Raw genomic sequence first — 26,212 nt, 5'->3', positions numbered from 1 at the left:
TGAAAACAGGTTTTCAGACGGCCTGTTTGTCCTGCGCCGTCCATTCGGCGTAGGGGTGGCGGCTGAGGTAGGCGTTGGTGTAGCGGCCGTCGCTGGTGATTTCGCGGCCGAGCCAGGCGGGGCGGGGGAAGGGGGTGTCTTCGGCGGGCAGTTCGATTTCGGCGACGACGAGCGGCGCGTTGCCGCCGAGGTATTCGTCGATTTCAAAGGTGAAGCCGCCGGCGCGGATTTCGTAGCGGCGTTTTTCCATGCGGAACGGGCACATGGTGGCGAAAATCTCGCGGGCGTGCGCCACGGGAACGGGATATTCGAACTCGCTGCGGGTGATGTCGGACACGTAGCCTTTGAGCGTGAGCCAGGCGTGTCCGCCGTCGATGCGCACGCGCACGGTGCGCTCCTTTTCCACGCTGATGTAGCCCTGCACGAGGAGGCGCGGCGCGGCGGCTTCTGCGCGCCAGCTGTCGTTTGCCAGTAAAAAACGGCGTTCTATTTCCACGGTCATTTTTCAGACGGCCTTTCAGAAGGGTTTGAACACGACGAGATACAGCGCGGCGGCCATCGCCAGCACAGGAATTTCGTTGAACACGCGGTACCATTTGTGGCTGCGGCGGTTGCGCTCTGCCGCAAAGTCGCGCAGCAGCAAGAAACAGTAAACATGGTAGGCCGCCAGAGCCAGCCCGAGCGCGAGTTTGCCGTACACCCAGCCCTGCCCCCACCAGCCGGCCGCAAATGGGGTGAGCAGGCCGAACAGCAGCGCGAGGCCGCCCAGCGGCGTCATAAAGCGCAACAGCCGCCGCGCCATGTCCAGCAGCCGCCGGTATTCCGCGCCGCCCGCCTGCGCCGTCGCCAGATTGACGTAGATGCGCGGCAGGTAAAACAGCCCCGCAAACCACGAAATCATAAAAAAAACATGCAGTAGCTTAAACCACAGATACATTTTTCAGACGGCCTCATCCGTGTTCCCGAACGGCGCGCATTATATAGCAGCCGATGGCGGCGGGCGGCGGCTTTTGCTAGAATGCCGCCTTTCAAACCAACTTCCAACAAGGGAAAACGCCATGCTCAAACAATTTGAAATCCACGGCGGCGTGGTTAAAAACCTCAACGCCTTCCTCGCCGAAAAAAACACCGACCTCAAAACCGCGATGGACGACGAGGCGTTGAACAAACAAGTTGCCGCCATCATCCATGAAGGGCTGCCCGGCATGGTGCGCCGCATTTATTCTTTGGAAAAAATGCAGACCTTCTTCTGGGAAAAGAAAGACCTGATGGTGGACTACGTGGCCGCACGGCTCGAAGCGGCAGAGAAAAAAGCTCAGGCGCGCGCGCAGAAAAAATAAGCCGTCCGAGAAAAAAACACAGCAAGAGGCCGTCTGAAAACCCGTTTTTCAGACGGCCTTCTGACAATAATTGTTAATCTTGTTTTACAATAACCGCCGCCAAACGCCCGTCCGGATGCCATTAAAGCCGCAGAACAACCGCAAAGGCCGTCTGAAAAACGCACCCGCCGCCCGTTTGCGATAATGGGCGCGCCAAACACAAGCGGCCGTCTGAAAAAACGGCCTGCGCGGACAAACAGACGAAACACAAAAAACAAAACATGAAAAACTCCTTCTTAACCAAAGCCGACGACTGGGAAGAGCAGATCGACCGCATCCCGTGGCTGATCAACATCTGCCGCCTCACCATCGTCGTATCCATGGTCTGTCTGCACCTGATGGCCATGTTCACCGACAACAGCGGCCTGCGCGAAATCATGTCGCCCGCCGTGTTCTATCTGTGGACGGCGGTGTACGCGGGCATCACCCTCGGCTCCTTCGTGCGCCCCGGCTGGATGCAGCAGCGCAACGACCGCCTGCCCAACGCCAGCGCGGTCATCGACATCCTGATGATTATGGTGCTGGTGTACCTCACAGGCGGCATCGGCTCGGGCATCGGCATCCTCGTGCTGCCCTTCGTCGCCACCTCCTGCATGCTCAGCTACGGCCGCTTCCCCGCCCTCTATGCCGGCTTCACCGCCCTGTGCGTCGTCTGCGTCATGTTCCTCACCGACCAGCTCGGGCTGGACATCGAAAAATGGAACGGCCGCAACATCGGCACCGCCGTGGTGCTGATCGCCGCCTCCTTCGCCGTCGCCTACCTCACCTCATACAGCGCAACCTTCCTCAAAGCCGCCAACGCCTCGGCCAAAAAACACAAAAGCAACTACAACCGCGTGCGCGGCCTCAACCAGCTCGTGCTCAACCGCATGCAGGAAGCCGTCATCGTCATCGATCCCGAACTCACCGTCTGGCTCTTTAACCGCCAGGCCAAAACCTACTTCCCCGGCCTCGCCCCCGAGCGCAAAGAACCGATTTTCGAAGACATCGCCCGCCGCTGGCTCTACAACCCCGAGCGCACCTTTGAAACCGACATCCACCTGCACCAGCACTCCATGCACGTGCGCGCCGTGCCCCTCGTGCAGGAAGACGGCAAACTGCTCATGCTCTTCGTGCGCTCCCTGCGCGAAATCGCCTCCGAAGCGATGGCCACCAAGCTCGCCTCCCTCGGCCAGCTCACCGCCAACCTCGCCCACGAAATCCGCAACCCTATGTCCGCCATCCGCCACGCCAACGACCTGTTGAAAGAAGGCAGCGACAACCCGATGGAAAACAAACTGCACGGCATCATCGACGGCAACATCCGCCGCATCGACAAAATGCTCGAAGAAGTATCGATGCTCAACAAAAAAGACAACCTCGGCCGCGAACACATCAACATGATGAAATTCTGGCTCTCGTTCAAACAGGAATTCACCCTCAACAACCCCGACGCCGTCCACTGCATGAAAATGGAAATGCAGGGCAAAAACCTCTCGGTAACCGCCGACCCCATGCACGTCCAGCAAATCATGTGGAACCTGTGCAACAACGCCTGGCGGCACAGCAAAAAAGACGAAAACGCCATCAAAGTAACCATCCGCCCCAGCGGCAAGCTCAATATTTCCGTCGTTGTTTCCGACAACGGCCCGGGCGTGCCGCCCGACATCCGCAACCGCCTGTTCGAGCCGTTTTTCACCACCGCCAAAGGCGGCACCGGCCTCGGCCTCTACGTCGCCCGCGAGCTGGCGCACGCCAACCTGGGCGAACTGCACTACCACCCCGAAATGAACGGCTTCGAGTTCATACTGCCAAAGGACAAAAACCATGAAGAGTAACGACCTGCAACACCCCGTACTGGTGGTGGACGACGAAGCGGACATCCGCGACCTGATGGAAATGACCCTGATGAAAATGGGCCTGCGCGTGGACACCGCCACCGGCGTGGAAGACGCCAAAAACAAACTCGAAGGCGACGACTACTCCCTCGTCCTCACCGACATGCGCATGCCCGACGGCTCCGGCCTCGAAGTCGTCCAGCACATCAACCGCCTCGCCCTCGACACCCCCGTCGCCGTCATCACCGCCTTCGGCAACGCCGACCAGGCCGTAGAAGCCCTCAAAGAAGGCGCGTTCGACTACCTGCAAAAACCCATCACCCTCTCCCAGCTGCGCTCGCTGGTCAAATCCGCCGTCAAAGTCAACGAAGCCGACACCGCCCACGAGCCCAAACCCGCCCCCGCCCAACCCGCGCCCGCGCCGCAGCCCGCCCCCGCCTACACCCCGCCGCCGCGCCCGCAGCCCGTCGCCGCCACCCCCGCCTCCGTGCGCAGCACCCCCGAAGCCCCCCGCCCCGTGCGCAAAGGCGTCTCCGGCGGCATCGACAAACCCATGACCCCCTCCGGCGCGCTCAACTCCCTGCGCGAACGCTTCCGCAGCGCGCCGCCCCCCACCGCCGAAATGACCGCCCACAACCCCGCCGCCCCCGCGCCGGAAGTGGGCGGCGACATCGACATGCCCCGCCTGTTGGGCATGTCGCCGCAAATGATCGAAGTACGCCACCTCATCCGCCGCCTCGCCGGCAGCAACGTCCCCGTCTACATCTCCGGCGAATCCGGCTCCGGTAAAGAACAGGCCGCCCGCAGCATCCACGAACTCTCCCCGCGCACCACCGGCCCCTTCATCGCCGTCAACTGCGGCGCGATACCCGAAAACCTGATGGAAAGCGAATTTTTCGGCTACAAAAAAGGCAGCTTCACCGGAGCCGACCAAGACCGCATGGGCTTCTTCCAACACGCCGACGGCGGCACCCTCTTCCTCGACGAAGTGGCCGACCTCCCCCTGCCCATGCAGGTCAAACTCCTGCGCGCCATCCAGGAAAAAGCCGTGCGCCGCATCGGCGACGCCAAAGAAACCCCCGTAGACGTACGCATCGTCTGCGCCACCCACAAAAATCTCGAAGCCCTCGTAGAAAGCGGCGCGTTCCGCCAAGACCTTTATTACCGCCTCAACGTCGTAACCCTCCACATGCCCCCCCTGCGCGAAATGCGCGAAGACCTCGGCGGCCTCATCCTGCGCATGCTGCACAAATACAGCGGCAACGTCCCCGGCGGCTACAAACTCAGCCCCGGCGCGCAGGAAGCCCTGCTCTCATACAGCTACCCCGGCAACTTCCGCGAACTGGAAAACATCCTCGAACGCGCCGTCGCCCTCACCGCCGGCAGCGTCATCCAAATCGACGACCTGCAAATCACCGCCGGTAGCGGCGTGCGCGCCGCCGACCTGCCCGAGCAGAGTGCCCCCGCCGACGCCTCCTCCTTTGCCCAGCCCGACGACTGCGACGGCGGCGACTGCCCCCCGCTCGATTTCAGCGGCATGCCCGCCTTCGTCCCCGGCCGCAGCCAGATACAGGACTACCTCGACCTGCTCGAACGCACCATCATCGAACAAGCCCTGCAAATCACCCGCTACAACCGCACCCAGGCCGCCAAACTCCTCGGCATCAGCTTCCGCTCCATGCGCTACCGCATGGAAAGGCTGGGCATCGAATAGGCCGTCTGAAAACGCAGCCCGACGAAACCAAACACCCCAAAAAACGCAAAAAGGCCGTCTGAGAACCCGAAAACCCGTTTTCAGACGGCCTCAACACCATCACAAACCACCATGCCCCGCCCCCACATCCTCGCCGCCCTCATCCTCACCACCGCCGCCCAAGCCGCGCCCGACCCCCGCCCCGAACCCGAACCCCGCTTCGACCTCACCGCCCCCACCGCCATCCCCGCCCCCGAACCCACAGCCAACCGCCTCACCCCCAACCCTACCGGCCAAACCCTCACCATAGACAACCCCGATCAACTCCTGCAACAGCCCGAACTCCTCCACCGCGCCCTCTCCTCCGCCGCCATCGCCGGCAACGCCCAAGCCGTCAAACTCCTCCTGCCCGTCTACCGCCGTCTGCCCGAACCCAAAGACCACACCCTCCTCGACCTCGCCGAAGGTATCGCCGCCCACGCCGACGGCCACTACACCCGCGCCGTCAAACACCTGCAACGCGCCCACCAAACCATGCCCCAAGCCGTCATCATCCGCCTGCGCCTCGCCCAAGCCCTCAAAGACGACCACCGCGACCTCGCCGCCGAGAGCCACTACCAAACCCTCCTCGACACCGACCTCCCTCCCGAAGCCCGCACCGCCCTGCAAAGCCAACTCGACGAAATTCGCAGCCGCAGCCGCTGGCAGACCGAACTCAACGCCAACTACACCCGCGACAACAACATCAACAACGCCCCAAGCCAACGCACCGTCCGCTACGCCGGTGGCACCTGGATCCTGCCCGAACCCCAAAAAGCCCAAGGCATCGCCTACAATGCCGGCCTTGCCCGTGACATCAACCTCCCCGGCCACTGGCGCATCCGCAGCGAAACCGACGCCTACGGTAAAACCTACTGGGACAACCACCCCTACGACGACCACACCGTCCGCACCGCCCTCGGCATCGCCTACAAAAGCGGCCGCAGCGAAGCCGCCCTCCTGCCTTATCACCAACACCGCTGGTACGGCGGCGCGACCTACGCCCGCGAAAACGGCCTCCGCGCCCAATGGCAGCGGCAGCTTTCCGAACGCCACCGCCTCATCACCGCCGCCGAAACCGGCCGCCCCCGCCACCCACACCGCCCCTCCGCCGACGGCCGCGACAGCAGCCTCTCCGCCACCTGGGTCTACCTGCAAAGCCCCCGCCAATACCTCACCCTCGGCGCAGACCTCGCCCGCAAACGCGCCCGCGACCCCGACGAAGCCTACCGCCGCAAAGCCCTCCGCGCCTCCATCGTGCGCATCTGGGGCAAAGGCCTCGGCACCGCCCTCACCGCCGCCTACGCCCGCCGCAAATACGACGGCGCATTCATCGTCCCCACCCTCCGCAGCGACCGCGAATACACCGCCACCGCCGCCATCTGGCACAACCGCCTCAGCTTCCGGGGCATCACCCCCCGCCTCGTAACCGTCTGGCACAAAACCGACAGCAACATCCCCTTCTACACCTACCGCAAAGCCAACGCCTTCATCCAACTGGGCAAAACCTTCTGAACCCGCGCACAGAGGCCGTCTGAAAAAACACTTTCAGACGGCCTTAATCCCAAATAACCGCTTTCACTGCACACACCCTACTTGGCGGCGGCAGTCTGAAAGCTCTGTTTCGGCACAACCAAAACCCTTATCCGTCATTCCCGCGTTTATGCTCCGAAGGAGTACTGGCGGGAATCTCGGCGGTGTCTGACAACTGTTTGTTTATTTGAGAATTGTCGAAGGTTAAGAAAGATTCCTGCCAGTACTCCTTCGGAGCATAAACGCGGGAATGACGGTAGGGCGGGGCTGACGTAGGGCGTGCCGCCCCCAGGCGACGCACGCGTTCCCTGCTGTCCAACAGATGCCCGCCGCCTCGGAAAACCGCATTAACCAAGTAATTCGTAGGTCGGGCATTTATGCCTGACGTTTTTTTGTCGCCGGTGTTTGTCGGGCATAAATGCCCGACCTACCCGAAATCCCGAACAACTCCGCCCCAAGGCAGCGCACACGTTTTCTGCCATGCAACAGGCCGTCTGAAAAGCGTATTCTGCTTTTCAGACGGCCTGTTTTGCGGACGGGCGGGACGGGGGTTAATGCGCTTGCGGCTGTGTTGCCTCCGGTGTTTCCGTTGTGTCCTGCGGCGGGGTTTCGGGCGTGGCGGGAGCGTCCGCATTGTCAGTCGGGGCTTCGGCGGTGTCGGGCGTTGCTGCGGGTGGGGCGGCCTGCGGGGCGGTTTGTGCGCCGCTGCTTTCGGGGGCGACGAGTTCGTCGATGTCGATGTCTTCGCCGCCGCCGTTTTCAGACGGCCTGTTGCCGATTTGTTTGTCGCGCATCTGCATGTAGGCGTCGCGCACCATGATGTAGGGGTCGAGGGCGGCATCGTCGAGGCTGTCGGTGAGGTCGAGATAGCCTTCGCGGGTGCTGACGGCGTTGAGGCCGCTGGCGGCGGCGCGGCCGGCGGTGGTGTGGAAGATGGTGTTTTGCACGGGGTAGGCCATCAGGGCGGTGGTGCCGACGCTGTCGCGCAGGGTGGAGGGGCCGAGCACGGGGTAGACGAAGTAGTGGCTGTTTTTCCAGCCCCAGGAGGCGAAGGTGTCGCCGAGGCTGTTTTTGTTGTCGGGGATGCCGCCCGCACCGGCTACGTCGATGAGGCCGGCCAGGCCGAAGGTGGTGTTGACGGAAACGCGCATGAAGTCTTCGCTGGCGCGTTTGATGTCGAGCCGCAGCAGGTTGCTGCCGAAGCTGACGACGTCGCGCAGGTTGTTGAAGAAGTTGCGCACGCCGGTGCGCACGGGTTTGGGCGCGGCTTTGCGGTAGCCGCGCGCGACGGGGGCGAAAACATAGCGGTCGGCTTTGTCGTTCACTTTGAACATGAAGCGGTTGTAGCGTTCGTAGCGGTCGCGCACGGGGGCGGTTGCGGGCAGGGCGGGTGCGGCATCGGCGGCGTTGCCGTTTTGCGGCGCGTCTTCCTGCGGGGCGGCGGAGGCGGGGGCGGCTGCCAGCAGAAGGGCGAGGGCGGCGGCGGTGATGGCGGGGCGGGTGTTCATAGGGGCATCCATTCTCGGACTTCGTAGAGTTCGGCCAGTGCGGACACGGCGGGGGGGAGGCTGCGCAGGGCGATGCCGCTGTTGGCGCGCAGGGCGGCCAGGAGCAGGGAGAGGCAGGCGGAGTCGGCGCGGCCGACGGCGGAGAGGTCGAGCGCGGCGGCGTTTTGGCGGCACAGTTGGCAGAAGCGGTGGTAGGCGGCCGGCTGCACGGTTTTGACGGTGATGTCGCCGGAGAGGTGGAGCACGCCGTCGCGAAGTTCGCAGTTCATGGTTTATCTGCCGCCGTTTTTGCTTTTGAGGTCTTGGATCAGGCCGTCGAAGCCTTTGTTTTTGATGGTTTCGCCAAACTGGTTGCGGTAGACGGTAACGAGGCTCGCGCCTTCGACGGCCACGTTGTACACGCGGTATTTGCCGCCGCTTTGGTAGACGGTGAAGTCCATGTTGACGGGTTTGCCACCGCTTTGGCTGCTGATTTCGGCGCGCACGACGATTTCTTTGCCGCCTTTGTTGACAAGGGGGTTGCCTTTGACATCGACGGCGGAGTTTTTGAATTTGAGCATGGTGCCGGAGTAGGTGCGGATGAGCAGGGCCTGGAATTCGCGGGTGAGCGCCTGTTTCTGCTCGGCTGTGGCCTGCGCCCACGGGCGGCCGACGGCCTGGGCGGTCATGCGCTGGAAGTCGAAGTAGGGCAGGGCGTAGTTTTCGGCTTCTTTGCGCACGGCGGCGTCGTTGCTGCCGTTGGCTTTTTTCAGGATGTTCAAAACCTGCGCGGCGTTTTCGCGCACTTGGCCGACGGCCTGCTGCGGGGTGGCGTACGCGCTGCCGGTGGCGGCGAAGGCGATGATGGCTGCTATGTAGAAGGTTGTTTTCATATGTGTTTTCTCTTTTCTTGTTACGTGTTTGCGGTTTGCGGGATTATTCTTCGCCGCTTGCGGTTTTTTCCGAGGGCTTGGCGTTGCCTTCGGCAAAGTTGGTCATGAATTTGCCGATGAGGTTTTCCAGCACCAGCGCGGAGCTGGTGAGGGTGATGGTGTCGCCGGGGGCGAGGTTTTCGGGGTCGCCGCCCTGCATCAGGCCGATGTATTGTTCGCCCAAAAGGCCGGAGGTGAGGATTTGCGCGGAAACGTCGCTGCTGAACTGGTACTGTTTGTCCAGTTGCAGGGCGACTTTGGCGCGGTAGGTCTGCGGGTCGAGGGTGATGCTCTGCACGCGGCCGACCAGCACGCCGGAGGCTTTGATGGGTGCCTGGGTTTTCAGGCCGCCGATGTCGGAAAATTCGGCATACACGGTGTAGCCCTGCGACGCGCCGCCGCCGAAACCGCCGCCGCCGGCCACGCGCAGCGAGAGAAAGCCCAGCGCGGCCGCGCCGGCGAGGACGAAGAGTCCGACCCAAAATTCCAAGATATTCCGTTTCATAGTTGTTATCCGGTGAACATAAATGCGGTGAGGATGAAATCGACGGCCAGCACGGTGAGCGCGGAGGAGACGACGGTGCGGGTGCTGGCGCGCAGGATGCCTTCGGAGGTGGGCACGCAGTGGAAGCCCTGGTGCACGGCAATCAGGGTAACGGCCACGCCGAAGCAGGCGGATTTGATCAGGCCGTTGAGCACGTCGTAGCCGAAGGCGATGTTGTTCTGCATCTGCGACCAGAAAATACCGCCGTCCAGCCCGAGCCACTCGACGCCGACGAGATACGCGCCGTAGATGCCGGCCACGTTGAAAATCGAGGCCAGAAGCGGCATGGAAAACACGCCCGCCCAAAAGCGCGGGGCGACGACGCGGGCGACGGGGTTGACCGCCATCACGTTCATCGCTTCGAGCTGTTCGGTGGTTTTCATCAGGCCGATTTCGCTGGTCATCGCGCCGCCCGCGCTGCTGGCAAACAGAATCGCCGCCAAGACGGGGCCGAGTTCGCGCAGCAGCGAGGCGGCCACCATATAGCCCAGAATGTCGGCCGATTTGAATTTGGCCAGCTGGGTGTAGCCCTGCAAGCCCAGCACCATGCCGACAAACAGGCCGGACACGGCGATAATCAGCACCGAGAGCACGCCGGCAAAATACACCTGCCGCACGGAAAGCCGCAGGCGCAGCAGCGATGTGCCGGAGTGGGCGAGTATCTGCGCGAAAAACAGGCAGACGCTGCCGATCGAGCGGATGAAGGCCAGCGTTTTCGCGCCGACGGTTTGAATGAAGTCCATAGTTTTGCGGGTTTCAAAAAAAGGGTTTCAGACGGCCTTTCAGGCTTTTGAGGCCGTCTGAAAACGTGTTTTGCGGGTGAGAAACCACACCCACAGGGCTTTGCCCAGCTCTGCCGCCAGCAGCAGGGCGATGAGGGCGCGGGCCTGCCATATCGGCGGCAGCAGGGCGGAAATTTTTTCGGCGGCGGCGGTTTCGAGATAGGGCACGGAGGGCGAAAAATCCGCAAGCCGCAGCGGCAGTTGCGCCAGCACCGCCCATTTTACCCAGCGGCGGCGGCGGATAAAACCGTAGGCCGACACGGGCAGCAAAACGTAAAGCAGCAGGGCGGACAGCGGCGCGGCGAGAAACAGCAGGCCGAAGGCGGGGTCGCCGAAGGAAAAATCCGCCGCCGCATCCAGCGTGCGTTCCGCCAGAAAGGTATAAAGAAACGCGCCTGCGTCGGCATACTGCCACAGCGCGGCGGCGAGCGCGGCCAGGTCGGCGGCGGCAAGCAGGATAAAGGCGGCGTGTTTTTTTGTCATGGATTGAACCTGTGCGGCGCGAAAGGCTTTCAGACGGCCTCAAACAGTTTCAGGCCGTCTGAAAACTCAGTCGCCCCATTCGATCGCATCCCATTCTTCGTCGTAACGCGCAAACGGGGCGTGGCGTTGCAGCAGGGCGTTCAATTCGTCTTCTTCCAGAATGTAGGGGTCGTCCCATTGGTCGCGGGAAAACGGGCGGCGGTAGGTTTCGGCCAGCGCGGCGGCGCGTTCGGGTGTGAGGTAGGGGCGGTGGGTTTCCAGCTGCGCCAGCAGCTCGGCGCGGTAGTCTTCGCTGTCGGTTTCGTAGCATTCGTTGGCGGCGGACAGCAGCTTGCGGAAGACAAAATCGTCGAAGTTTTTTGCCAGGATTTCGCAGAAGTCGTCGTCGTGCACCAGGCGGGCAACCAGCGGTTCGGCCGCGCCGTTTTCGTAGTAGAAAACGTAAACGTCGCCGTTGCCCGCACCGGCGAAGGGGGCGACGCTGTTCAGGTATTGCGCTTTCAGCGGCAGCAGGCTGTCGGGGTCGGCAAACTCTCCGTAATATTCGACCAGGGTGTCGGCATCGGGTATTTCAAACTCGAAGCCGACGGCGCACAGATCGGGCAAAAGGCCGTCTGAAACCATGCGTTTGTAGGTGGCAGGCAGGGGCAGGCCGAGGCGGTTTTCCGTTGCGGCGGCGTATTCGGTGTAGTTCATTTGGTTTTCCCTGTGTTCAGCAGGTCGTCCTGCAAGGTGGTCGGCGCGGGATAGCGGAAGGCGACGGGGCCGTCGGCCTCGCCGCCGACAAATTGTTTCACCCACGGCGAATCGAGTTCGCGCATTTGTTGCGGCGTGCCGGAAAACATGATTTCGCCGTGCGCCAGAAAAATCACTTGGTCGACGATTTGCAGCGATTTTTCGATGTCGTGGGTAACCATAATGCTGGTAGAGCGCAGGGCTTTGTTGGTGCGGCTGATGAGATGGGCGATGACGCCCAGCGAAATCGGGTCGAGGCCGGTAAACGGCTCGTCGTAGAGCATGATTTCGGGGTCGAGCGCGATGGTGCGGGCGAGGGCGGCGCGGCGCGCCATGCCGCCGGAGAGTTCGGCGGGCATCATGTTTTCCACGCCGCGCAGGCCGACGGCGTTGAGTTTGAGCAGCACCAGATCGCGGATGACGGCTTCGGGCAGGTCGGTCAGCTCGCGCATCGGGAAGGCGATGTTGTCGTACACGGAAAGGTCGGTGAACAGCGCGCCGTGCTGGAACAAAACGCCCATGCGGCGGCGGTGTTCGTAGAGTTCGGCGGATGTGAAGCGGGCGAGGTTGCGGCCTTCGATCAGCACTTGGCCGCTTTGCGGGCGGATTTGGCCGGTAATCAGGCGCATGAGGGTGGTTTTGCCGCTGCCCGAGCCGCCCATCACGGCGGCGAAGCTGCCCCGTTCGACGGCGAAGCTGACACCGTTCAGTATCGGGCGGTCGCCGTAGGCGAAGGCGACGTTGTTCATTTCGATGAAGGGCTGGGGCATGGCGGCGGCTCGCGGTGGAAAGTTGCGCATTCTAAATAGTTGCTGCGGCAGGGGCAATTTTTTCAGACGGCCTTTGCGCCGGCACGGGCGGCAGTTGCGGTTTTGCTGTGCGGAGGCCGTCTGAAAACGCGGTTTTCAGACGGCCTCTTGCCTTTTTAAATCAATGGCGGAAATGGCGCACGCCGGTTACCACCATCGCCATGCCGTGCTCGTCCGCTGCGGCGAACACTTCTTCGTCGCGCACCGAGCCGGCGGGGTGGATCACGGCCTTGATGCCCTGATCGGCGATTACGTCCACGCCGTCGCGGAAGGGGAAGAATGCGTCCGACGCGGCACACGCGCCGTGTAAATCCAAGCCCGCGTCCTGCGCTTTGCGGGCGGCGATGCGGGTGCTGTCCACGCGGCTCATCTGGCCTGCGCCGATGCCGTAGGTTTGGCCGCCTTTGCCGAACACGACGGCATTGGATTTGACGAATTTGGCCACGTTCCACACGAACAGCAAATCATGCCATTCCTGCTCGGTGGGCTGCCGTTTGGAGACGACTTTCAAATCTTCGCGGCGGATGCGGTGGATGTCGGGCGTTTGCACCAACAGGCCGCCGCCGACGCGTTTGAGTTCGAACCGGTTCGCGCCGTCGCCGAGCGGGATTTCCAGCACGCGCACGTTTTTCTTGGCGGCGGTGATTTCGAGGGCTTCGGCGGTGAATTTGGGCGCGATCAGCACTTCCATAAACTGATTGTCGGTAATCTGTTTAGCGGTTGCGCCGTCCACTTCGCGGTTGAACGCGATAATGCCGCCGAACGCGCTGGTGGTGTCGGTGGCGTAGGCGAGGCGGTAGGCGTTGAGCGTGTTGTCGGCCACGGCCGCGCCGCAGGGGTTGGCGTGTTTCACAATCACGCAGGCGGGCGCGTCGAACGATTTGACCATTTCCCAAGCGGCATCGGCATCGGTGATGTTGTTGTACGACAATTCTTTGCCCTGCAACTGTTTATAGCTGGAAAGGCTGCCGGCAAAGGGGGCAAGGTCGCGGTAGAACGCGGCGCGCTGGTGCGGGTTTTCGCCGTAGCGCATTTCCTGCACTTTGAGCCAGCTTTGGTTGAACTGCTGCGGAAATTCGCCGATTTGCGGTTCGCCTGCCAACACGTCGTCTGAAAGCGAAGTGAGGTAGTTGGAAATCATGCCGTCGTATTGGGCGGTGTGGCTGAACGCTTTGCGGGCGAGATTGAAGCGGGTTTTGTCGGAAAGGCCGTCTGAATGTTCCAGCTCGGCGATGATGGCGGCGAAATCGGCGTTGTCGGTAACGATGGCGACGTGTTTCCAGTTTTTCGCGGCGGAGCGCACCATCGTCGGGCCGCCGATGTCGATGTTTTCAATCGCGTCTTCGAGGGTGCAGCCGGGTTTGGCGATGGTGGCGGCGAAGGGGTAGAGGTTTACGGCGACCAAATCGATGTTGCCGATGCCGTGTTCGGCCATTTTGGCGGTGTGCGCTTCCAAATCGCGCCGGCCGAGGATGCCGCCGTGAATTTTCGGGTGCAGCGTTTTCACGCGGCCGTCGAGCATTTCGGGGAAACCGGTGTAGTCGGCGACTTCGATCACGGGGATGCCAGCGTCGGCCAAGAGCTTGGACGTGCCGCCGGTGGAGAGGATTTCCACGCCTTTTGCGGCGAGGGCGCGGGCAAATTCGACTGCGCCGGTTTTGTCGGAAAGGCTGATGAGGGCGCGTTGGATTTTTTGGGTGGACATGGGGCGTTCCTTTGAATGGTGGGGAAAGGGGCGGATGAGGCCGTCTGAAAAAACGGATTCTCAGAAAAACCGATTTTCAGACGGCCTCATAAAGAGCAGGGCAAGACAGGGCGCGATTATCCGCTTTTTCGGGCGGTTTTGCAGCACGGCGGTTTTCAGACGGCCTGTCCGCCGCATTCACGCGCACGCGCGCTTTGGGCTACAATCCGCGCCTTGTTTAAACACTACCGCAGAGGCCGTCTGAAAAATGGAAAAACCTACCTTCAATCTCTGGCAGACCGTGCGCGACGAGGCGCAAAGCGCGGCGGCGGGCGAGCCGATGCTGGCCAGTTTCCTGCACATGACGGTGCTGCGGCACGACAGCTTGGAGCGGGTGCTGGCCTTTCATTTGTCGAGCAAGCTGGGCAACCCCACCATGGACATGCGCACGCTCTATGAGCTTTACCTGTACGCCTTGGAGCGCGAGCCGCAAATCGGCGCGGCGATGCAGGCCGATATGGTGGCCTATTACGAGCGCGACCCGGCCTGCGACCAATACTGCCTGCCGCTGTTGTATTTCAAGGGTTTCCACGCCATTCAGGCGCACCGCATCAACCACTGCCTGTGGAAGGAGGGGCGCAAAACGCTGGCCTATTTCCTGCAAAACCGCGCCTCGGAGGTGTTCGGCGTGGACGTGCATCCGGCGGCGCGTTTCGGGCGCGGGATTATGATCGACCACGGCACGGGCGTGGTGATCGGGGAAACGGCGGTGCTGGGCGACGATATTTCGATTCTGCACGGCGTTACCCTCGGCGGCTCGGGCAAGGAGGGGGGCGACCGCCATCCGAAAATCGGCAGCGGCGTGATGATCGGGGCGAACGCTTCGGTGCTGGGCAACATCCGCGTCGGCGAATGCGCCAAAATCGGCGCGGGCAGCGTGGTGGTGGCCGACGTGCCGCCGTTTTCCACCGTGGTGGGCGTGCCGGCGAAGGCGGTCGGCAACAAGAGCCGCGTGAAGCCCGCCGCCGAAATGAACCAGAATTTCTTTGAGGAAGTGCATCAGGACTTTTATATCTGACAGGCTTGGAGGCCGTCTGAAACCGGTTTTAACTTCGTTGAAGCTGCGCTTTCAGACGGCCTCACGCCGCCCCGATACGGTACAATCCGCCGCTTCCCTTTATCCCTTATCCGCAACCGTTTGCGGCCGTCTGAAAAAACAAGACCGGCCGTTCTGAGTGAAACCCATGAACCAGACCAAACACACCGCCATCGCCAAATTCGCCGGCAAATCCGCCAAAATCGGCATCGTCGGGCTGGGCTATGTCGGCCTGCCGCTGGCCTTGCGCTACGTTGAGGCAGGCTTTGCCGTGCTCGGCTTCGACATCGACGCGGCCAAAGTCGAAAAACTCAACAAAGGCGAAAGCTACATCGAGCATATCCCCGCCGCAAAAATTGCCGCCGCTTCCAACAGCCTGTTTGAAGCCACCACCGATTTCTCGCGCATCGGCGAAGCGGAAGCCGTGATTTTGTGCGTGCCGACCCCGCTGAACAAATACCGCGAACCCGACATGAGCTTTGTGATCGACACCGCCGACGCGGTCAAACCCTATCTGCGTGCCGGACAAGTGTTGTCGCTCGAATCCACCACCTACCCCGGCACCACCGAAGAAGAACTGCTGCCGCGCATGGAAGAGGGCGGCTTGAAAGTCGGCGAAAACGTGTTTCTGGTGTACTCGCCCGAGCGCGAAGACCCGGGCAACCCCGATTTTGAAACCCGCACCATCCCGAAAGTGATCGGCGGCCACACGCCTGCCTGTTTGGAAGTGGGCCTGGCACTGTATCAGCCCGCCATCGACAAAGTCGTGCCCGTCAGCTCCACCAAAGCCGCCGAGCTGACCAAGCTGTTGGAAAACATCCACCGCGCGGTGAATATCGGCCTGGTGAACGAGATGAAAACCGTGGCCGACAAAATGGGCATCGACATCCACGAAGTGATCAACGCCGCCGCCACCAAGCCGTTCGGCTTCGTGCCCTACTACCCCGGCCCCGGCCTGGGCGGCCACTGCATCCCCATCGATCCCTTCTACCTCACATGGAAAGCCCGCGAATACGGCGTAAACACCCGCTTTATCGAGCTGGCCGGCGAAGTCAATTCCGCCATGCCCGACTATGTGGTCAACAAAGCCGTGTTGGCCTTGAACGACCGCCAGCGCGCCATCAAAGGCAGCAAAGTGCTGGTGTTGGGCATCGCCTACAAGAAAAACGTGGACGACATGCGCGAAAGCCCGTCGGTGCAGGTGATGGAACGCTTGCGCGATTTGGGCGCGGAGGTGTCGTATTCCGACCCGCATGTGCCCGTGTTCCCGAAAATGCGCGAGCATACGTTCGACCTGCAAAGCGTGCCGCTCACCGCCGAAACCGTGGCGGATTACGACTGCGTCATCCTTACCACCGACCACGACAAATTCGACTACGCGCTGCTGTTGGACAACGCCAAACTCATCATCGACACGCGCGGCAAATACGCAGGCCGCCGCGCCAACGTCGTCAAAGCATAAGAGGCCGTCTGAAAATGTTCGAACCCGTAAAACACCAAACCATCACCGGCCGCAAAATCAAATTCGCCCTCGTCGGCTGCGGCCGCATTTCCCGCAACCACTTCGGCTCGTTTGAAGCACTCCAAGACGATTGCGAACTCGTCGCCGTGTGCGACACCGACCCCGCCGCGCTCGAAGCGGCCGTGCAGCGCACCGGCGCGAAAGGCTACGCCGACTACGCGCAGATGCTCGCCGAAACCGACGCCGACATCATCGTGATTACCACGCCTTCCGGCCTGCACCCCGAACAGGCCGTGCAGGCTTTCAAAGCCGGTTTCCATGTCGTTACCGAAAAACCGATGGCCACCCGCCTCTCCGACGGCGAGCGCATGGTGCAGGCAGCCGACCAAGCGGGCAAACGCCTGTTTGTCGTCAAACAAAACCGCCTCAACGCCACCCTGCAGCTTTTGAAACGCGCCGTTGAAGAAAAACGCTTCGGCAAAATCTGCATGGTGCACCTCAACGTATTCTGGACGCGCCCGCAGTCGTATTACGACCAGGGCGGCGGCTGGCGCGGCACATGGGAATTCGACGGCGGCGCGTTTATGAACCAGGCCAGCCATTATGTCGACCTGATGGAATGGCTCATCGGCCCCGTTGCCGACGTGCAGGCCATGATTGCCACCCACCGCGACATCGAAACCGAAGACACCGGCGTGATGAACATCCGCTGGCGCAACGGCGCGCTCGGCTCGATGGCCGTAACCATGTGCACCTACCCGAAAAACCTCGAAGGCTCGATTACCATCTTGGGCGAAACGGGTACGGTACGCATCGGCGGCGTGGCCGTAAACGAAATTCAGGAATGGCAGTTTGCCGACAGCCGCGACTACGACGAACAAATTCAAACCGCCAACTACCAAACCACCTCGGTTTACGGCTTCGGCCACCCGCTCTACTACAAAAACGTCATTGACGTCATGCGCGGCCAAGCCCAACCCATAACCGACGGCCGCGAAGGTCTCAAATCGCTGGAACTGCTCATCGCCGCCTATCTCTCCGCCCGCGACAAACGCACCGTTTCCTTCCCGCTGCACTACTGAACCGCCCCGCAGGACAAAGAGGCCGTCTGAAAAGCATTTTTCAGACGGCCTCTTGCCGCGTATGTAGGGTGTGTGGCGCAAGCCACGCACGCGGTTTAAGGATTTTTTTGGGGAAACACGCGGATTCGCTGAGCGGAAGAAAACGCGTGCGTCGCCTCGGGGCGACACACCCTACCTTGGAATCGGCATGGGCTGGATGGAGTGGGGTAGGTCGGGCATTTATGCCCGACAGAAAACGGCAGATTGGAAAAACGTCGGGCATAAATGCCCGACCTACTCTACCGGCGGCGGATGTATCAGAGAGGCCGTCTGAAAAAGTAAAACCCGCTTTTCAGATGGCCTTTTGCCGCGTATGTAGGGTGTGTGGTGCAAGCCACGCACGCGATTGCGGATTTTTTGGGGAAATTTACGGATCCGTTCAGTAGCACAGACCGCGTGCGCCGCCTCGGGGCGGCACACGCTACCTTGGATTCGGTATAGGCTGAATGGAGAACAGGCCGTCTGAAAAGCGTTTTTGGCTGTGCCGGAACTGCGTTTTCAGACGGCCTTTCGGGTTTTCAGGCTGTCTTTGAGGCCGTCTGAAAACCCGTTCCCTTTCCCGCTCGCGGGGGAGGGTTAGGGGGGAGTGGCGTAGGTCGGGCATTTATGCCCGACAGACACCGGCAGATTGGCAAAATATCGGGCATGAATGCCCGACCTACTTTAACTGCGCCCTGATTTTCTCCGCCACTGGGCAACTTGCATCGTGCGCGCCTGCCAGATAGCCGGTGCTCATGAGAAATTCGCCGACGATTTCGCCGCCCATAAATTTGAACTGTTTTTTAAACAGCTTCACCCATTCGTCTTTGCTGCGCGGGTGGTGCGCGTCGAGCCAGTTTTTAAACGAGCCGTATTCGCGCTGTAAGGCGATTATCTGCTGCGCGTTGTGGATGGCGGCGTTGATTTTCAGGCGGTTGCGGATGATGCCTGCGTCGGCGAGCAGGCGGGCGCGGTCGGTGTCGTCGAAGGCGGCAACGGCGGCGATGTCGAAACCGCGATAGGCCGCTTGAAACGCGGGGCGTTTTTTCAGCATCAGCGTCCAGCTTAAACCGGCCTGGTTGATTTCCAACACCAGACGTTCAAACAGAATGCGGTCGTCTGAAACGGGGAAACCGTATTCGTGGTCGTGGTAGTGTTTGTTGGGGTTGTCGGTGTTATCGGGCAGGGCGTTGGCAAGGTCGCAGTAGCTCATGGTTGCGCGCCCATTTCTTCCATTGTTTCAAATACCGCATCGGGGAAGTGGCGTTGCAGATAATTTTGCAGATAGGCGGCGGTTTCGTTTTCGATCAGCGCGTCGGTTTGCGGGAAGCGGTTGTACACCAGCATTTCCACGGCAATGCCGTTGTGGCGGCAGGCTTCGAGTGTGAGCAGGGTGTGGCTGATGCTGCCGAGCCGCCCAGAGGTAACAATGATTAAGGGATAACCCTGATTGCGGACGAAATCCAGCGTGGTTTCTTCATCATTGAGCGGCACAGCCGGCCCGCCCGCGCCTTCGAGCAACACATAATCGTAACGCGCGGCCAGCGTTTCGGCGGCGCGGGCGATGGCGGCGGGGTTGATGGTTTTGCCCTCCATGCGGGCGGCCAAATGCGGCGAGCAGGGGTAGGCAAACAGGTAGGGGCAGGTGCTGCCGTCGAGGTCTTCGGGCAGCAGCGGCAGGTTTTGCAGGCGGCGGTGGGTTAAAAGGTCGTCTGAAACTTTTTCGCAGCCGGTCTGCACGGCTTTGGCGGTAATCACCGAATGCCCCAGCCGCATGAGTTTGGCGGCGAGATAACCGGTGGCAAAGGTTTTGCCGATGCCGGTGTCGATACCGGTAACAAACAGGATTTTGCCTTTTGGTGTCGAACTCATTTTACGCTCCGTATTCTTCTGCCAGCGCGCCAATCAGGCCGTCTGAAAGTGTTTCCAAATCATAGTCTTGCATGATAAACGGCGGCATGGTGTACACCAGTTTGCCGAAGGGGCGCAGCCAGATGCCGCGCTTGACGAATTTGGGCTGCAGGCGGCGCAGGTTGACGGGTTCGCGCATTTCTACCACGCCGATTGCGCCGAGGGTGCGCACTTCTTTTACGGCACTGATGGCGGCGGCGGGGGCAAGGCCGTCTGAAAGCTGCTGCTCAATCCGCGCGACATTTTCCTGCCAGCCGCTGTCGAGCAAAAGCCGCACCGATTCGGCGGCGACGGCGCAGGCGAGCGGGTTGGCCATAAAGGTGGGGCCGTGCATAAAGCAGCCCGCCGCGCCGCCGCTGATGGTGTCGGCGATGTGTTTGTGCGTTACCGCCGCCGAGAGCGTGAGATAGCCGCCTGTTAAGGCTTTGCCCAGACACATGATGTCGGGGACGACATGCGCGTGTTCGCAGGCGAACAGTTTGCCGGTGCGGCCGAAGCCGGTGGCGATTTCGTCGAAAACCAGCAACACGCCGTGCCGGTCGCACAATTCGCGGGCGGTTTTCAGGTATTCGGGCGAATAAAAATACATGCCGCCCGCGCCCTGTACGACGGGTTCTAAAATCAGCGCGGCGATTTCGTGCGCGTGTTTTTCCAAGAGATCGGCCAGCGGCGCGGCGGCCTCTTCGCGCCACGCTTCGCCGAATTTCACGCTCGGCTGCGGCAGGAAAAACTGCACGGGCAGGCTGCCGGAAAACAGGCCGTGCATGCCGGTAACGGGGTCGCACACCGACATCGCGTGCCAAGTGTCGCCGTGATAACCGGCGCGGATGGCGGCGAATTTGTGTTGTCCTTTTCGATTGAGCGCGTGCTGGTACTGCACCGCCATTTTCATCGCCACTTCCACCGCCACCGAGCCGCTGTCGGCGTAAAACACGGTGTCCAAACCTTCGGGCAGGATGTTTAGCAGCAACTCGGTGAGTTCGCCCGCCGCGTCGTGGGTGAAGCCGCCGAACATCACATGGCTCATCTTTTCAAGCTGGCGCGTGGCGGCGGCATTCAGGCGCGGATGGTTGTAGCCGTGTACCGCCGCCCACCACGACGACATGCCGTCGATGAGCGTTTGCCCCGTTTTCAAATGAATGCGCACGCCCTCGGCGCGTGCCACGGGATAAACGGGCGCGGGGTCGGCGGTGGAGGAATAGGGATGCCAGATGTGGGCGCTGTCGAGCGCGAGGAGGGTTTCGGTGTTCATGGTTCGGGGGATTGATGGTGGAACAACGCAAACAGGCATTTTGCCAACTGTGCGTCCGGCGGGGGTGTTGAGGCCGTCCCCGCCGGTACTCTTTCAGCGCATAAACGAGGGGATGACGTTTCTGAAAAGGTTTTTGGCTGCGCCGAAACTACGTTTTTCAGACGGCCTGTCTTCTATTTGTACTATGCCGAACCTAAGGTAGGGTGTGTCGCCCCAAGGCGGCGCACGCGGTCTGTGTGCCGTACAGCCAATCCGAGTGTTTCCCGCAAACCCCAAACCGCGTGCGTGGCTGCGCCACACACCCTACCTTGGCAGCAGAGGCCGTCTGAAAAGTGTTTTTCGGAAACGTCATCCCCGCACAGGCGGGGACGGCCTGAATCCGTTGTGGCTCGGTGCGGCTTGGTTGCGCTTTGCAATACGCGTTATGCGGCCTTCGGCGGCGGGTGTTTCCTGTTTCGAGGCCGTCTGAAAAACGGGTTCAGCCGCCGTTTTGGTGGTCGCGCAGGATTTTTTCGTACACGGCTTCGGGCAGGTAGCGGCGCACGGTGTTGCGCCAGCCTTCGGGGCCGACCAGCCCTTTGACGAGGGTAGAGGAGACTTCGGCGTATTCGCGCGGGGGGATGAGCAGCACAGTGGCGATTTCGGGTTGCAGGTCGGAATTGATGTAGCGGATGGTGCGTTCGTATTCGTAGTCGGACGCGCTGCGGATGCCGCGTACGATGTAGCCGGCGCGGACGCTGTGGGCGTAGTCGACGAGGTAGCGGTTTTCAAACGAGCGGATGACGACGTTGGGGAAGGGGGCGGTGATCTGTTCGAGCATCCGCCGCCGCTCGGCCAGGGTGTAGGTGGGCTTTTTGTCGGGGTTGATGCCGATGGCGACGATGAGTTCGTCAAACAGTGCCTGCGCCTCGCGTATCATCCAAAGATGGCCGTTGGTGGGCGGGTCGAAGCTGCCGGCATAAACGGCGCGGCGTATGGTGTTGGTTTGCATATTGTTTTTGTCAGCGTGGGCGGGAAGGTGGCAGGATAGCGGGATGGTGAAGAAATGTCAAAAGGCCGTCTGAAAACTTTACATTCGGTTTTCAGACGGCCTGTTTGGCGTGCTGCAGGGCGGGGTTTAGTCGTCGCTGCCGGCCAGGGCGAGCAGGATTTGCAGCAGGCTGGAAAAGAGGTTGTAGATGGAGATGAAGATGGACAGAGCCGCGCTGATGTGGCTGTCTTCGCCGCCTTCGATCACCACGCGGGTCTGCCACATAATCGCCAGCGAGCTGAACACGGCGAATCCGCCGGCAATCGCCAGGCCGAGCATGGGGATGTGGAAGGCGAAGTTGGCGACCACGCCGATCATCAGCACCACCGCGCCGATCATCATGAAGCGGCTGAGGGATTGGGTGTTGAAGCTGGCCTTGTGCGCGGTGAAGGACATGATGCCGAAAATGGCGGCGGTCATCACGGCGGCGGTACCGACCAGCCCCGCGCCGCCGGGGATGCCCAGGCTGTATTGCAACAGCGGCGAAATCAGGCCGCCCATGCCGAAGGTGAACACCATCAAGAGCCCTGCGCCGACGTTGGAGTAGCGGTTTTTCTCAATCAGGAAAATCATGCCGTAGAAGAAGGCGAGGACGATGGCGAAACCGATCCAGCGGTTGCCGGATGCGCCGTAAATATTGAATCCCGTGGCGGCTGCCGCGAATGCGCCCATCGCACAGGGGATGAAGGACAGTGCCAAGAGGCCGTAGGTTTTGCGCAGGACGCTGCTGCGCTGCACGCCTGCGGCGGGGTTGGTGTAGTCGTAAACATCATTTTGCATGGTGTCGTTCCTATGTGTGGGTTAATTAAGTCGAAAGGGCGGCGATTGTAACAGCAAGCCGCTATTTTTGGTGAATTTTTCCGCAGAGGCCGTCTGAAAAGGGCGTTTTCAGACGGCCTCTGTGGCGCAGGGCGGCTCAGCGGGCGGCCAGGCGGTCGTAAACGGCGAGGATGACGACGGCGGCCACGGTGGAAACAATCCAGCCGGCGGGCTGGCCCGGGGCATACCAGCCCATCACCTGCCCCGCCCAGCTGCCGAGCACCGAGCCGCCGATGCCCAGCAGCGTGGTCATAATGATGCCCATGCGCTCGCGGCCGGGGTAGAGGAATTTGGCCAGCACGCCGATGACGAAGCCGATTAACAAAGTAACAATCATGGTTCTTCCCTTAGTATGCGCGTTGTTGCGTGAAGCACGGATATAGCGCGTTTTCGCCGGATTTAAAGCGCGGCTGTACAGGTTAACGGTTTTTTGCCGAACCATGTTTTTTGTAAACGGAAAGGCCGTCTGAAAAGCGGCATTGCAACGGAACGGAAGCCGTTTTACATTTTTCAGATAGCCTCATGCCTTTCAGACGGCCTTTTGTCCGAACGTCATAAACGCTGGACAATCCCGCGCGAATCATAACAAGCGGAAAACACCGCCGCCGCCGTCGGGCGGGAAAATCGCGCGCGGCGGACAAAATTGGTATCATCCCGCCTGTTACAGCATATCCCCCGCCCCCGTCCGGCGGCATGCGCGGTACAGATCTTTCGTTCGCGCGGCCAATCCGCGCCGCGTGCGACCTTATCCGGATAAACCGAATAAACCAAAGCGAAACAACAGTATGACCCACCTGAAAAAGTTTTTCCTCCACATTTTCGCCGCCCTCTCGCTGATGGCGGCGGCACTGCCCGCACAGGCGGCCAACAAAAAAACCGAGCCGAAAACCGCCGCCAAAAAAGAAGCCCCGAAAGCGAAAAAAGACAGCGCGCCCGCCAAAAAACAGCCCGTCGCGAAAAAAGAACCCCCCGCCAAAGAGTCGGTAAAAGGTAAAAAAGACGCGGCAAAAGGTAAAAAAGAAAACGCGCCAGTCGGCAAAAAGCAACAGTCCGACAAAAAAACGGCGGGCAAAGACAACAAAAAAGACCAGGCCAAAGACAAAAACGGTAAAAACAAAAAAGACGCGGCCAAAGATAAAAAAGAGGCGGCGAAAAACAAGAAAGACAACGCGAAAAACGCCAAAGACACGGCCAAAGGCAAAACCGGCAAAGACAAAACCACCGCCAAACACGAGCCGGCCAAAACGGCGCAAAAGCCCGCGCCGCAGCAAAAAGAACCCACCCGCCCGCGCGCCGACCCCCGCGCCCACCGCCCCGAAACCCAGTTCCCCATGCCCGGCCGTGCCGAAACGCCGCAGCCCAAGGCGGATTACGACGAAGACGCGATGCAGGCACTGGTCAAACGCCAGAACGACAAAGAAAAACAGGCGCAGGCCAAGCCCTTCCCCGCGCCGAAAACCGCCGAAGAACGCCACGACGGCGGCACGCCCATCGGCCGGCGCGAAGCCGACGAACTCATCGGCAGCGCGATGGGGCTTTTGGGCGTGAGCTACCGCTTCGGCGGCACGTCGGCCAGCACCGGCTTCGATTGCAGCGGCTTTATGCAGCACATCTTCCGCAAAACCATGCAGGTGAGCCTGCCGCGCACCGCCGCCGCCCAAGCCGGCATGGGTTCGCCCGTGTCCCGCAGCGAGCTGCAACCGGGCGACATGGTGTTTTTCCGCACCCAGCGCGGCCGCATCTCCCACGTCGGCCTCTACATCGGCGGCAACCGCTTCATCCATGCCCCGCGCACCGGGAAAAGCATCGAAATCACCAGCCTGTCCAACAAATACTGGAACAGCCGCTACGCCCTCGCCCGCCGCGTCAAACGCTACGATTCCGGCCGCTTCACCAACTGATAACAAGGAGGCGCACCATGCCCATGCCCGAAATGCCCAAATGGTACGGCGACGACGGCAGCATCGTTTCCTGCACCGAAAAAGTCAAAGTGATGAACGAAAACATGAGCGAACTGTTCCAGCTCGCGCAGGACGCGTTTGAAGACGCGCTGCTGATGGGCTGCGGCGAAGCCCAGCTGCGCGAATACCTCGCCGCGCTGGTGGCGGGGGTGGACAATCCCTACCGGCCATAGCCGCACCGCTGTAAACATTCAGGCCGTCTGAAAACCCATAAAACAGGTTTTTCAGACGGCCTTATGTTTTGCGGCGGCAAATCGGCGGGATGACGACAACGCAAATATGGGTAATGAGGCAGGGTGTGCCGCCCCGAGGCGACGCACGCGTTTCTGCCGCATCACGGATTCCGTCTCGCCATCCGCAGCCTGCCGAAACCGCGTGCGCGGCTTGTGCCACACACACTACCTGAATGGCAGAGGCCGTCTGAAAACCCGTTTGGCAGGTTTTCAGACGGCCTGTTTGCTTTGCCGCCGCGCAGTTGCGCCGTTCAGTCTTCCAGCGTGGTCAGCAAATCGAGCATGGTTTCCATTTCTTCGTGCTGCGCTTCGGAGAAGCCTTCGGGGCGGCGGAATTCGCTGAGGACGGCTTGTCCGGCGGGGGTATGGCCGAGGTTGAGGAAGGCTTGTTTGACGCTGTCGGCACTGTCGCGCGAGTCGGGGTGCAGCAGCAGGAGGTAGCAGATGTCTTCGATTGCGCTGCGCATGATGACGCGGAACTGCTGTTTGCCGAATTCGGAGAGGCCGTCGAACATTTCGGCCATCAGAAAGCCGATGCAGGCTTTGCCGTGGAACACGGAGGAGAGGATGGCTTCTTCCGATTCTTCGCGGTAAAACAGGGTGTTGTCTTCGTTGAGGCCGAAGCCTTCGAGCAGGCGCATGCCGATGAGGTGCACGTCTTCGTCGGCGCAGACGATGCTGCAATGCGGCTGCACGTCGCGCAGGCTGCGGTAGGGGGTGTCGGCGCGGCAGATGATGACGGTTTCGTCGGAGCCGGCGGCGGGTTTGAGCAGGAGTATCCAGCCTTGTTCGCGGATGAGGCGGGAGGCGGAGAAGGAGTTGACGTAGGCGATGCCTTCCTGCTGCCGCGCCAGGGTGTCTTCGAGTTCGCGGGTGTCGCCGGGCATGTGCAGGCGCACGGGGCGGCCGGTTTCTTGTCCGACCAGGCCGCTGATGAGGTACCACGCGCCGAAATGCGGCGGCGGGTAGTCGGGGGCGACGGTCAGCTGCATGTTCCGCTCCTTTCGTCTTGGCGCATTTCGCGGTAGACGTGGGTGATTTCGGCTACTTTGTCGGGCGCGGGGCGGCGGCGTACGGAGGTGTAGCCTTGGATTTCGCCGTTGCGGATGTTGGGGATGACGGTGGCGTAGGTCCGGTAGTAGCGGCCGTCTTTGCGCAGGTTTTTCACATAGCCGAGCCATCTTTCGCCGTTTTTCACCTGCTGCCACAAGTCGGCAAAGGCGGCTTTGGGCATGTCGTGGTGGAGTAGGATGTTGTGCGGCCGGCCGATGAGTTCGTCTTTTTCCCACGCGCTCATCAATACGAAGGCTTTATTGGCGTGGGTGATGATGCCGTTGGGGTCGGTGCGCGAGGTGATGAGCTGGCCGTCGGGAAATTATACTTCTTCGTCAATGATATACCGTCTGTTGACCGCTTCGGTGCGGCCGTTGC

Annotated in this window: 28 protein-coding genes; 9 read left to right on the top strand and 19 right to left on the bottom strand. The window is 61.2% G+C overall.

Features of this window, described 5'->3' with window-relative positions; genetic code table 11:
• Positions 1 to 13: 13 nt before the first annotated feature.
• Both H3L91_RS10885 and H3L91_RS10880 read right to left on the bottom strand, forming a co-directional pair.
• The gene (locus H3L91_RS10885) at positions 14 to 502 is read right to left on the bottom strand and encodes a CYTH domain-containing protein (protein ID WP_007343945.1); all 489 of its coding nucleotides are present in this window, start codon (positions 500 to 502) and stop codon (positions 14 to 16) included.
• Between the two features lie 15 nt (positions 503 to 517).
• Positions 518 to 937, bottom strand: coding sequence for a CopD family protein (locus tag H3L91_RS10880; RefSeq protein WP_007343944.1), 420 nt, complete (start codon positions 935 to 937; stop codon positions 518 to 520).
• Positions 938 to 1,058: 121 nt separating this feature from the next.
• On the opposite strand from H3L91_RS10880, the gene H3L91_RS10875 reads away from it, so the two are divergent.
• The 4 genes from H3L91_RS10875 to H3L91_RS10860 all read left to right on the top strand — a co-directional run bounded on the left by H3L91_RS10875 (position 1,059) and on the right by H3L91_RS10860 (position 6,443).
• Positions 1,059 to 1,340: a hypothetical protein gene (locus H3L91_RS10875; RefSeq protein ID WP_007343942.1), complete on the top strand. Its 282-nt coding sequence runs from the start codon at positions 1,059 to 1,061 to the stop codon at positions 1,338 to 1,340.
• A gap of 260 nt (positions 1,341 to 1,600) precedes the next feature.
• Positions 1,601 to 3,196: a two-component system sensor histidine kinase NtrB gene (locus H3L91_RS10870; protein ID WP_007343940.1), complete on the top strand. Its 1,596-nt coding sequence runs from the start codon at positions 1,601 to 1,603 to the stop codon at positions 3,194 to 3,196.
• The gene (locus H3L91_RS10865) at positions 3,186 to 4,910 is read left to right on the top strand and encodes a sigma-54-dependent transcriptional regulator (protein WP_182109840.1); all 1,725 of its coding nucleotides are present in this window, start codon (positions 3,186 to 3,188) and stop codon (positions 4,908 to 4,910) included. The genes H3L91_RS10870 and H3L91_RS10865 overlap by 11 nt, the downstream gene beginning before the upstream one ends.
• Before the next feature lie 111 nt (positions 4,911 to 5,021).
• Positions 5,022 to 6,443, top strand: coding sequence for a surface lipoprotein assembly modifier (locus H3L91_RS10860; RefSeq protein WP_007343937.1), 1,422 nt, complete (start codon positions 5,022 to 5,024; stop codon positions 6,441 to 6,443).
• Positions 6,444 to 7,012: 569 nt separating this feature from the next.
• Here H3L91_RS10860 and H3L91_RS10855 read toward each other — a convergent pair.
• The 9 genes from H3L91_RS10855 to purH form a co-directional block, all read right to left on the bottom strand.
• Positions 7,013 to 7,981 (bottom strand): MlaA family lipoprotein, encoded by a 969-nt coding sequence (locus tag H3L91_RS10855; protein WP_007343936.1) that lies wholly within the window; start codon positions 7,979 to 7,981, stop codon positions 7,013 to 7,015.
• The gene (locus H3L91_RS10850) at positions 7,966 to 8,238 is read right to left on the bottom strand and encodes an STAS domain-containing protein (protein WP_007343935.1); all 273 of its coding nucleotides are present in this window, start codon (positions 8,236 to 8,238) and stop codon (positions 7,966 to 7,968) included. The genes H3L91_RS10855 and H3L91_RS10850 overlap by 16 nt, the downstream gene beginning before the upstream one ends.
• A gap of 3 nt (positions 8,239 to 8,241) precedes the next feature.
• Positions 8,242 to 8,841 carry an MlaC/ttg2D family ABC transporter substrate-binding protein gene (locus H3L91_RS10845; protein ID WP_007343934.1) on the bottom strand — a complete coding sequence of 200 codons (600 nt, stop codon included), beginning with the start codon at positions 8,839 to 8,841 and terminating at the stop codon, positions 8,242 to 8,244.
• A gap of 43 nt (positions 8,842 to 8,884) precedes the next feature.
• The gene (gene mlaD, locus H3L91_RS10840; RefSeq protein ID WP_007343933.1) at positions 8,885 to 9,385 is read right to left on the bottom strand and encodes an outer membrane lipid asymmetry maintenance protein MlaD; all 501 of its coding nucleotides are present in this window, start codon (positions 9,383 to 9,385) and stop codon (positions 8,885 to 8,887) included.
• A gap of 5 nt (positions 9,386 to 9,390) precedes the next feature.
• Positions 9,391 to 10,167 carry a lipid asymmetry maintenance ABC transporter permease subunit MlaE gene (mlaE, locus tag H3L91_RS10835; protein WP_007343932.1) on the bottom strand — a complete coding sequence of 259 codons (777 nt, stop codon included), beginning with the start codon at positions 10,165 to 10,167 and terminating at the stop codon, positions 9,391 to 9,393.
• 39 nt (positions 10,168 to 10,206) lie between these two features.
• A complete protein-coding gene (locus H3L91_RS10830) occupies positions 10,207 to 10,689 on the bottom strand; it encodes a hypothetical protein (protein WP_007343931.1) in 483 nt (160 codons plus the stop codon).
• A 66-nt stretch (positions 10,690 to 10,755) separates the two neighbouring features.
• Positions 10,756 to 11,385 (bottom strand): SMI1/KNR4 family protein, encoded by a 630-nt coding sequence (locus H3L91_RS10825; RefSeq protein ID WP_007343930.1) that lies wholly within the window; start codon positions 11,383 to 11,385, stop codon positions 10,756 to 10,758.
• Positions 11,382 to 12,194, bottom strand: coding sequence for an ABC transporter ATP-binding protein (locus tag H3L91_RS10820; RefSeq protein ID WP_040659164.1), 813 nt, complete (start codon positions 12,192 to 12,194; stop codon positions 11,382 to 11,384). Before H3L91_RS10820 ends, H3L91_RS10825 begins: the two co-directional genes overlap by 4 nt.
• 160 nt (positions 12,195 to 12,354) lie before the next feature.
• Positions 12,355 to 13,938, bottom strand: coding sequence for a bifunctional phosphoribosylaminoimidazolecarboxamide formyltransferase/IMP cyclohydrolase (gene purH, locus H3L91_RS10815; RefSeq protein ID WP_007343928.1), 1,584 nt, complete (start codon positions 13,936 to 13,938; stop codon positions 12,355 to 12,357).
• A 247-nt stretch (positions 13,939 to 14,185) separates the two neighbouring features.
• Here purH and cysE point away from each other — a divergent pair, with 247 nt between their 5' ends.
• The 3 genes from cysE (at position 14,186) to H3L91_RS10800 (ending at position 17,557) form a co-directional block, all read left to right on the top strand.
• Positions 14,186 to 14,995, top strand: a complete 810-nt coding sequence (cysE, locus tag H3L91_RS10810; RefSeq protein WP_007343927.1) for a serine O-acetyltransferase — start codon at positions 14,186 to 14,188, stop codon at positions 14,993 to 14,995.
• A gap of 166 nt (positions 14,996 to 15,161) precedes the next feature.
• Complete coding sequence (locus tag H3L91_RS10805) at positions 15,162 to 16,475, top strand: nucleotide sugar dehydrogenase (protein WP_040659162.1); 1,314 nt, start codon at positions 15,162 to 15,164, stop codon at positions 16,473 to 16,475.
• 14 nt (positions 16,476 to 16,489) lie between these two features.
• Positions 16,490 to 17,557, top strand: a complete 1,068-nt coding sequence (locus tag H3L91_RS10800; RefSeq protein ID WP_007343924.1) for a Gfo/Idh/MocA family protein — start codon at positions 16,490 to 16,492, stop codon at positions 17,555 to 17,557.
• Positions 17,558 to 18,254: 697 nt separating this feature from the next.
• On the opposite strand, the gene H3L91_RS10795 is transcribed toward H3L91_RS10800, so the two are convergent.
• The 6 genes from H3L91_RS10795 to H3L91_RS10770 all read right to left on the bottom strand — a co-directional run bounded on the left by H3L91_RS10795 (position 18,255) and on the right by H3L91_RS10770 (position 22,924).
• The gene (locus H3L91_RS10795; protein ID WP_007343922.1) at positions 18,255 to 18,788 is read right to left on the bottom strand and encodes a DNA-3-methyladenine glycosylase I; all 534 of its coding nucleotides are present in this window, start codon (positions 18,786 to 18,788) and stop codon (positions 18,255 to 18,257) included.
• A complete protein-coding gene (gene bioD / locus H3L91_RS10790; protein WP_007343921.1) occupies positions 18,785 to 19,447 on the bottom strand; it encodes a dethiobiotin synthase in 663 nt (220 codons plus the stop codon). The genes H3L91_RS10795 and bioD overlap by 4 nt, the downstream gene beginning before the upstream one ends.
• A 1-nt stretch (position 19,448) precedes the next feature.
• On the bottom strand, positions 19,449 to 20,738 hold the full coding sequence (gene bioA / locus H3L91_RS10785; protein ID WP_007343920.1) for an adenosylmethionine--8-amino-7-oxononanoate transaminase: 1,290 nt from the start codon (positions 20,736 to 20,738) through the stop codon (positions 19,449 to 19,451).
• Between the two features lie 478 nt (positions 20,739 to 21,216).
• Positions 21,217 to 21,729 carry a pantetheine-phosphate adenylyltransferase gene (gene coaD, locus H3L91_RS10780; RefSeq protein WP_007343917.1) on the bottom strand — a complete coding sequence of 171 codons (513 nt, stop codon included), beginning with the start codon at positions 21,727 to 21,729 and terminating at the stop codon, positions 21,217 to 21,219.
• Between the two features lie 126 nt (positions 21,730 to 21,855).
• Positions 21,856 to 22,548, bottom strand: a complete 693-nt coding sequence (locus H3L91_RS10775; protein ID WP_007343916.1) for a Bax inhibitor-1 family protein — start codon at positions 22,546 to 22,548, stop codon at positions 21,856 to 21,858.
• Between the two features lie 136 nt (positions 22,549 to 22,684).
• Positions 22,685 to 22,924, bottom strand: a complete 240-nt coding sequence (locus tag H3L91_RS10770) for a GlsB/YeaQ/YmgE family stress response membrane protein (RefSeq protein WP_040659159.1) — start codon at positions 22,922 to 22,924, stop codon at positions 22,685 to 22,687.
• A 994-nt stretch (positions 22,925 to 23,918) separates the two neighbouring features.
• On the opposite strand from H3L91_RS10770, the gene H3L91_RS10765 reads away from it, so the two are divergent.
• Positions 23,919 to 24,488, top strand: coding sequence for a C40 family peptidase (locus H3L91_RS10765; RefSeq protein WP_081458619.1), 570 nt, complete (start codon positions 23,919 to 23,921; stop codon positions 24,486 to 24,488).
• Between the two features lie 17 nt (positions 24,489 to 24,505).
• Positions 24,506 to 24,721: a hypothetical protein gene (locus H3L91_RS10760; RefSeq protein ID WP_007343912.1), complete on the top strand. Its 216-nt coding sequence runs from the start codon at positions 24,506 to 24,508 to the stop codon at positions 24,719 to 24,721.
• Between the two features lie 311 nt (positions 24,722 to 25,032).
• On the opposite strand, the gene H3L91_RS10755 is transcribed toward H3L91_RS10760, so the two are convergent.
• Both H3L91_RS10755 and H3L91_RS12400 read right to left on the bottom strand, forming a co-directional pair.
• A complete protein-coding gene (locus H3L91_RS10755) occupies positions 25,033 to 25,773 on the bottom strand; it encodes a phosphate/phosphite/phosphonate ABC transporter substrate-binding protein (RefSeq protein ID WP_040659157.1) in 741 nt (246 codons plus the stop codon).
• Positions 25,764 to 26,138 (bottom strand): PAS domain-containing protein, encoded by a 375-nt coding sequence (locus tag H3L91_RS12400; protein WP_256998618.1) that lies wholly within the window; start codon positions 26,136 to 26,138, stop codon positions 25,764 to 25,766. Before H3L91_RS12400 ends, H3L91_RS10755 begins: the two co-directional genes overlap by 10 nt.
• Positions 26,139 to 26,212 lie beyond the last annotated feature (74 nt).

Origin of the sequence: Neisseria bacilliformis (assembly GCF_014055025.1) — a bacterium.
Classification (GTDB): domain Bacteria; phylum Pseudomonadota; class Gammaproteobacteria; order Burkholderiales; family Neisseriaceae; genus Neisseria; species Neisseria bacilliformis.
This window is presented reverse-complemented; position numbering and strand designations above follow the sequence as displayed.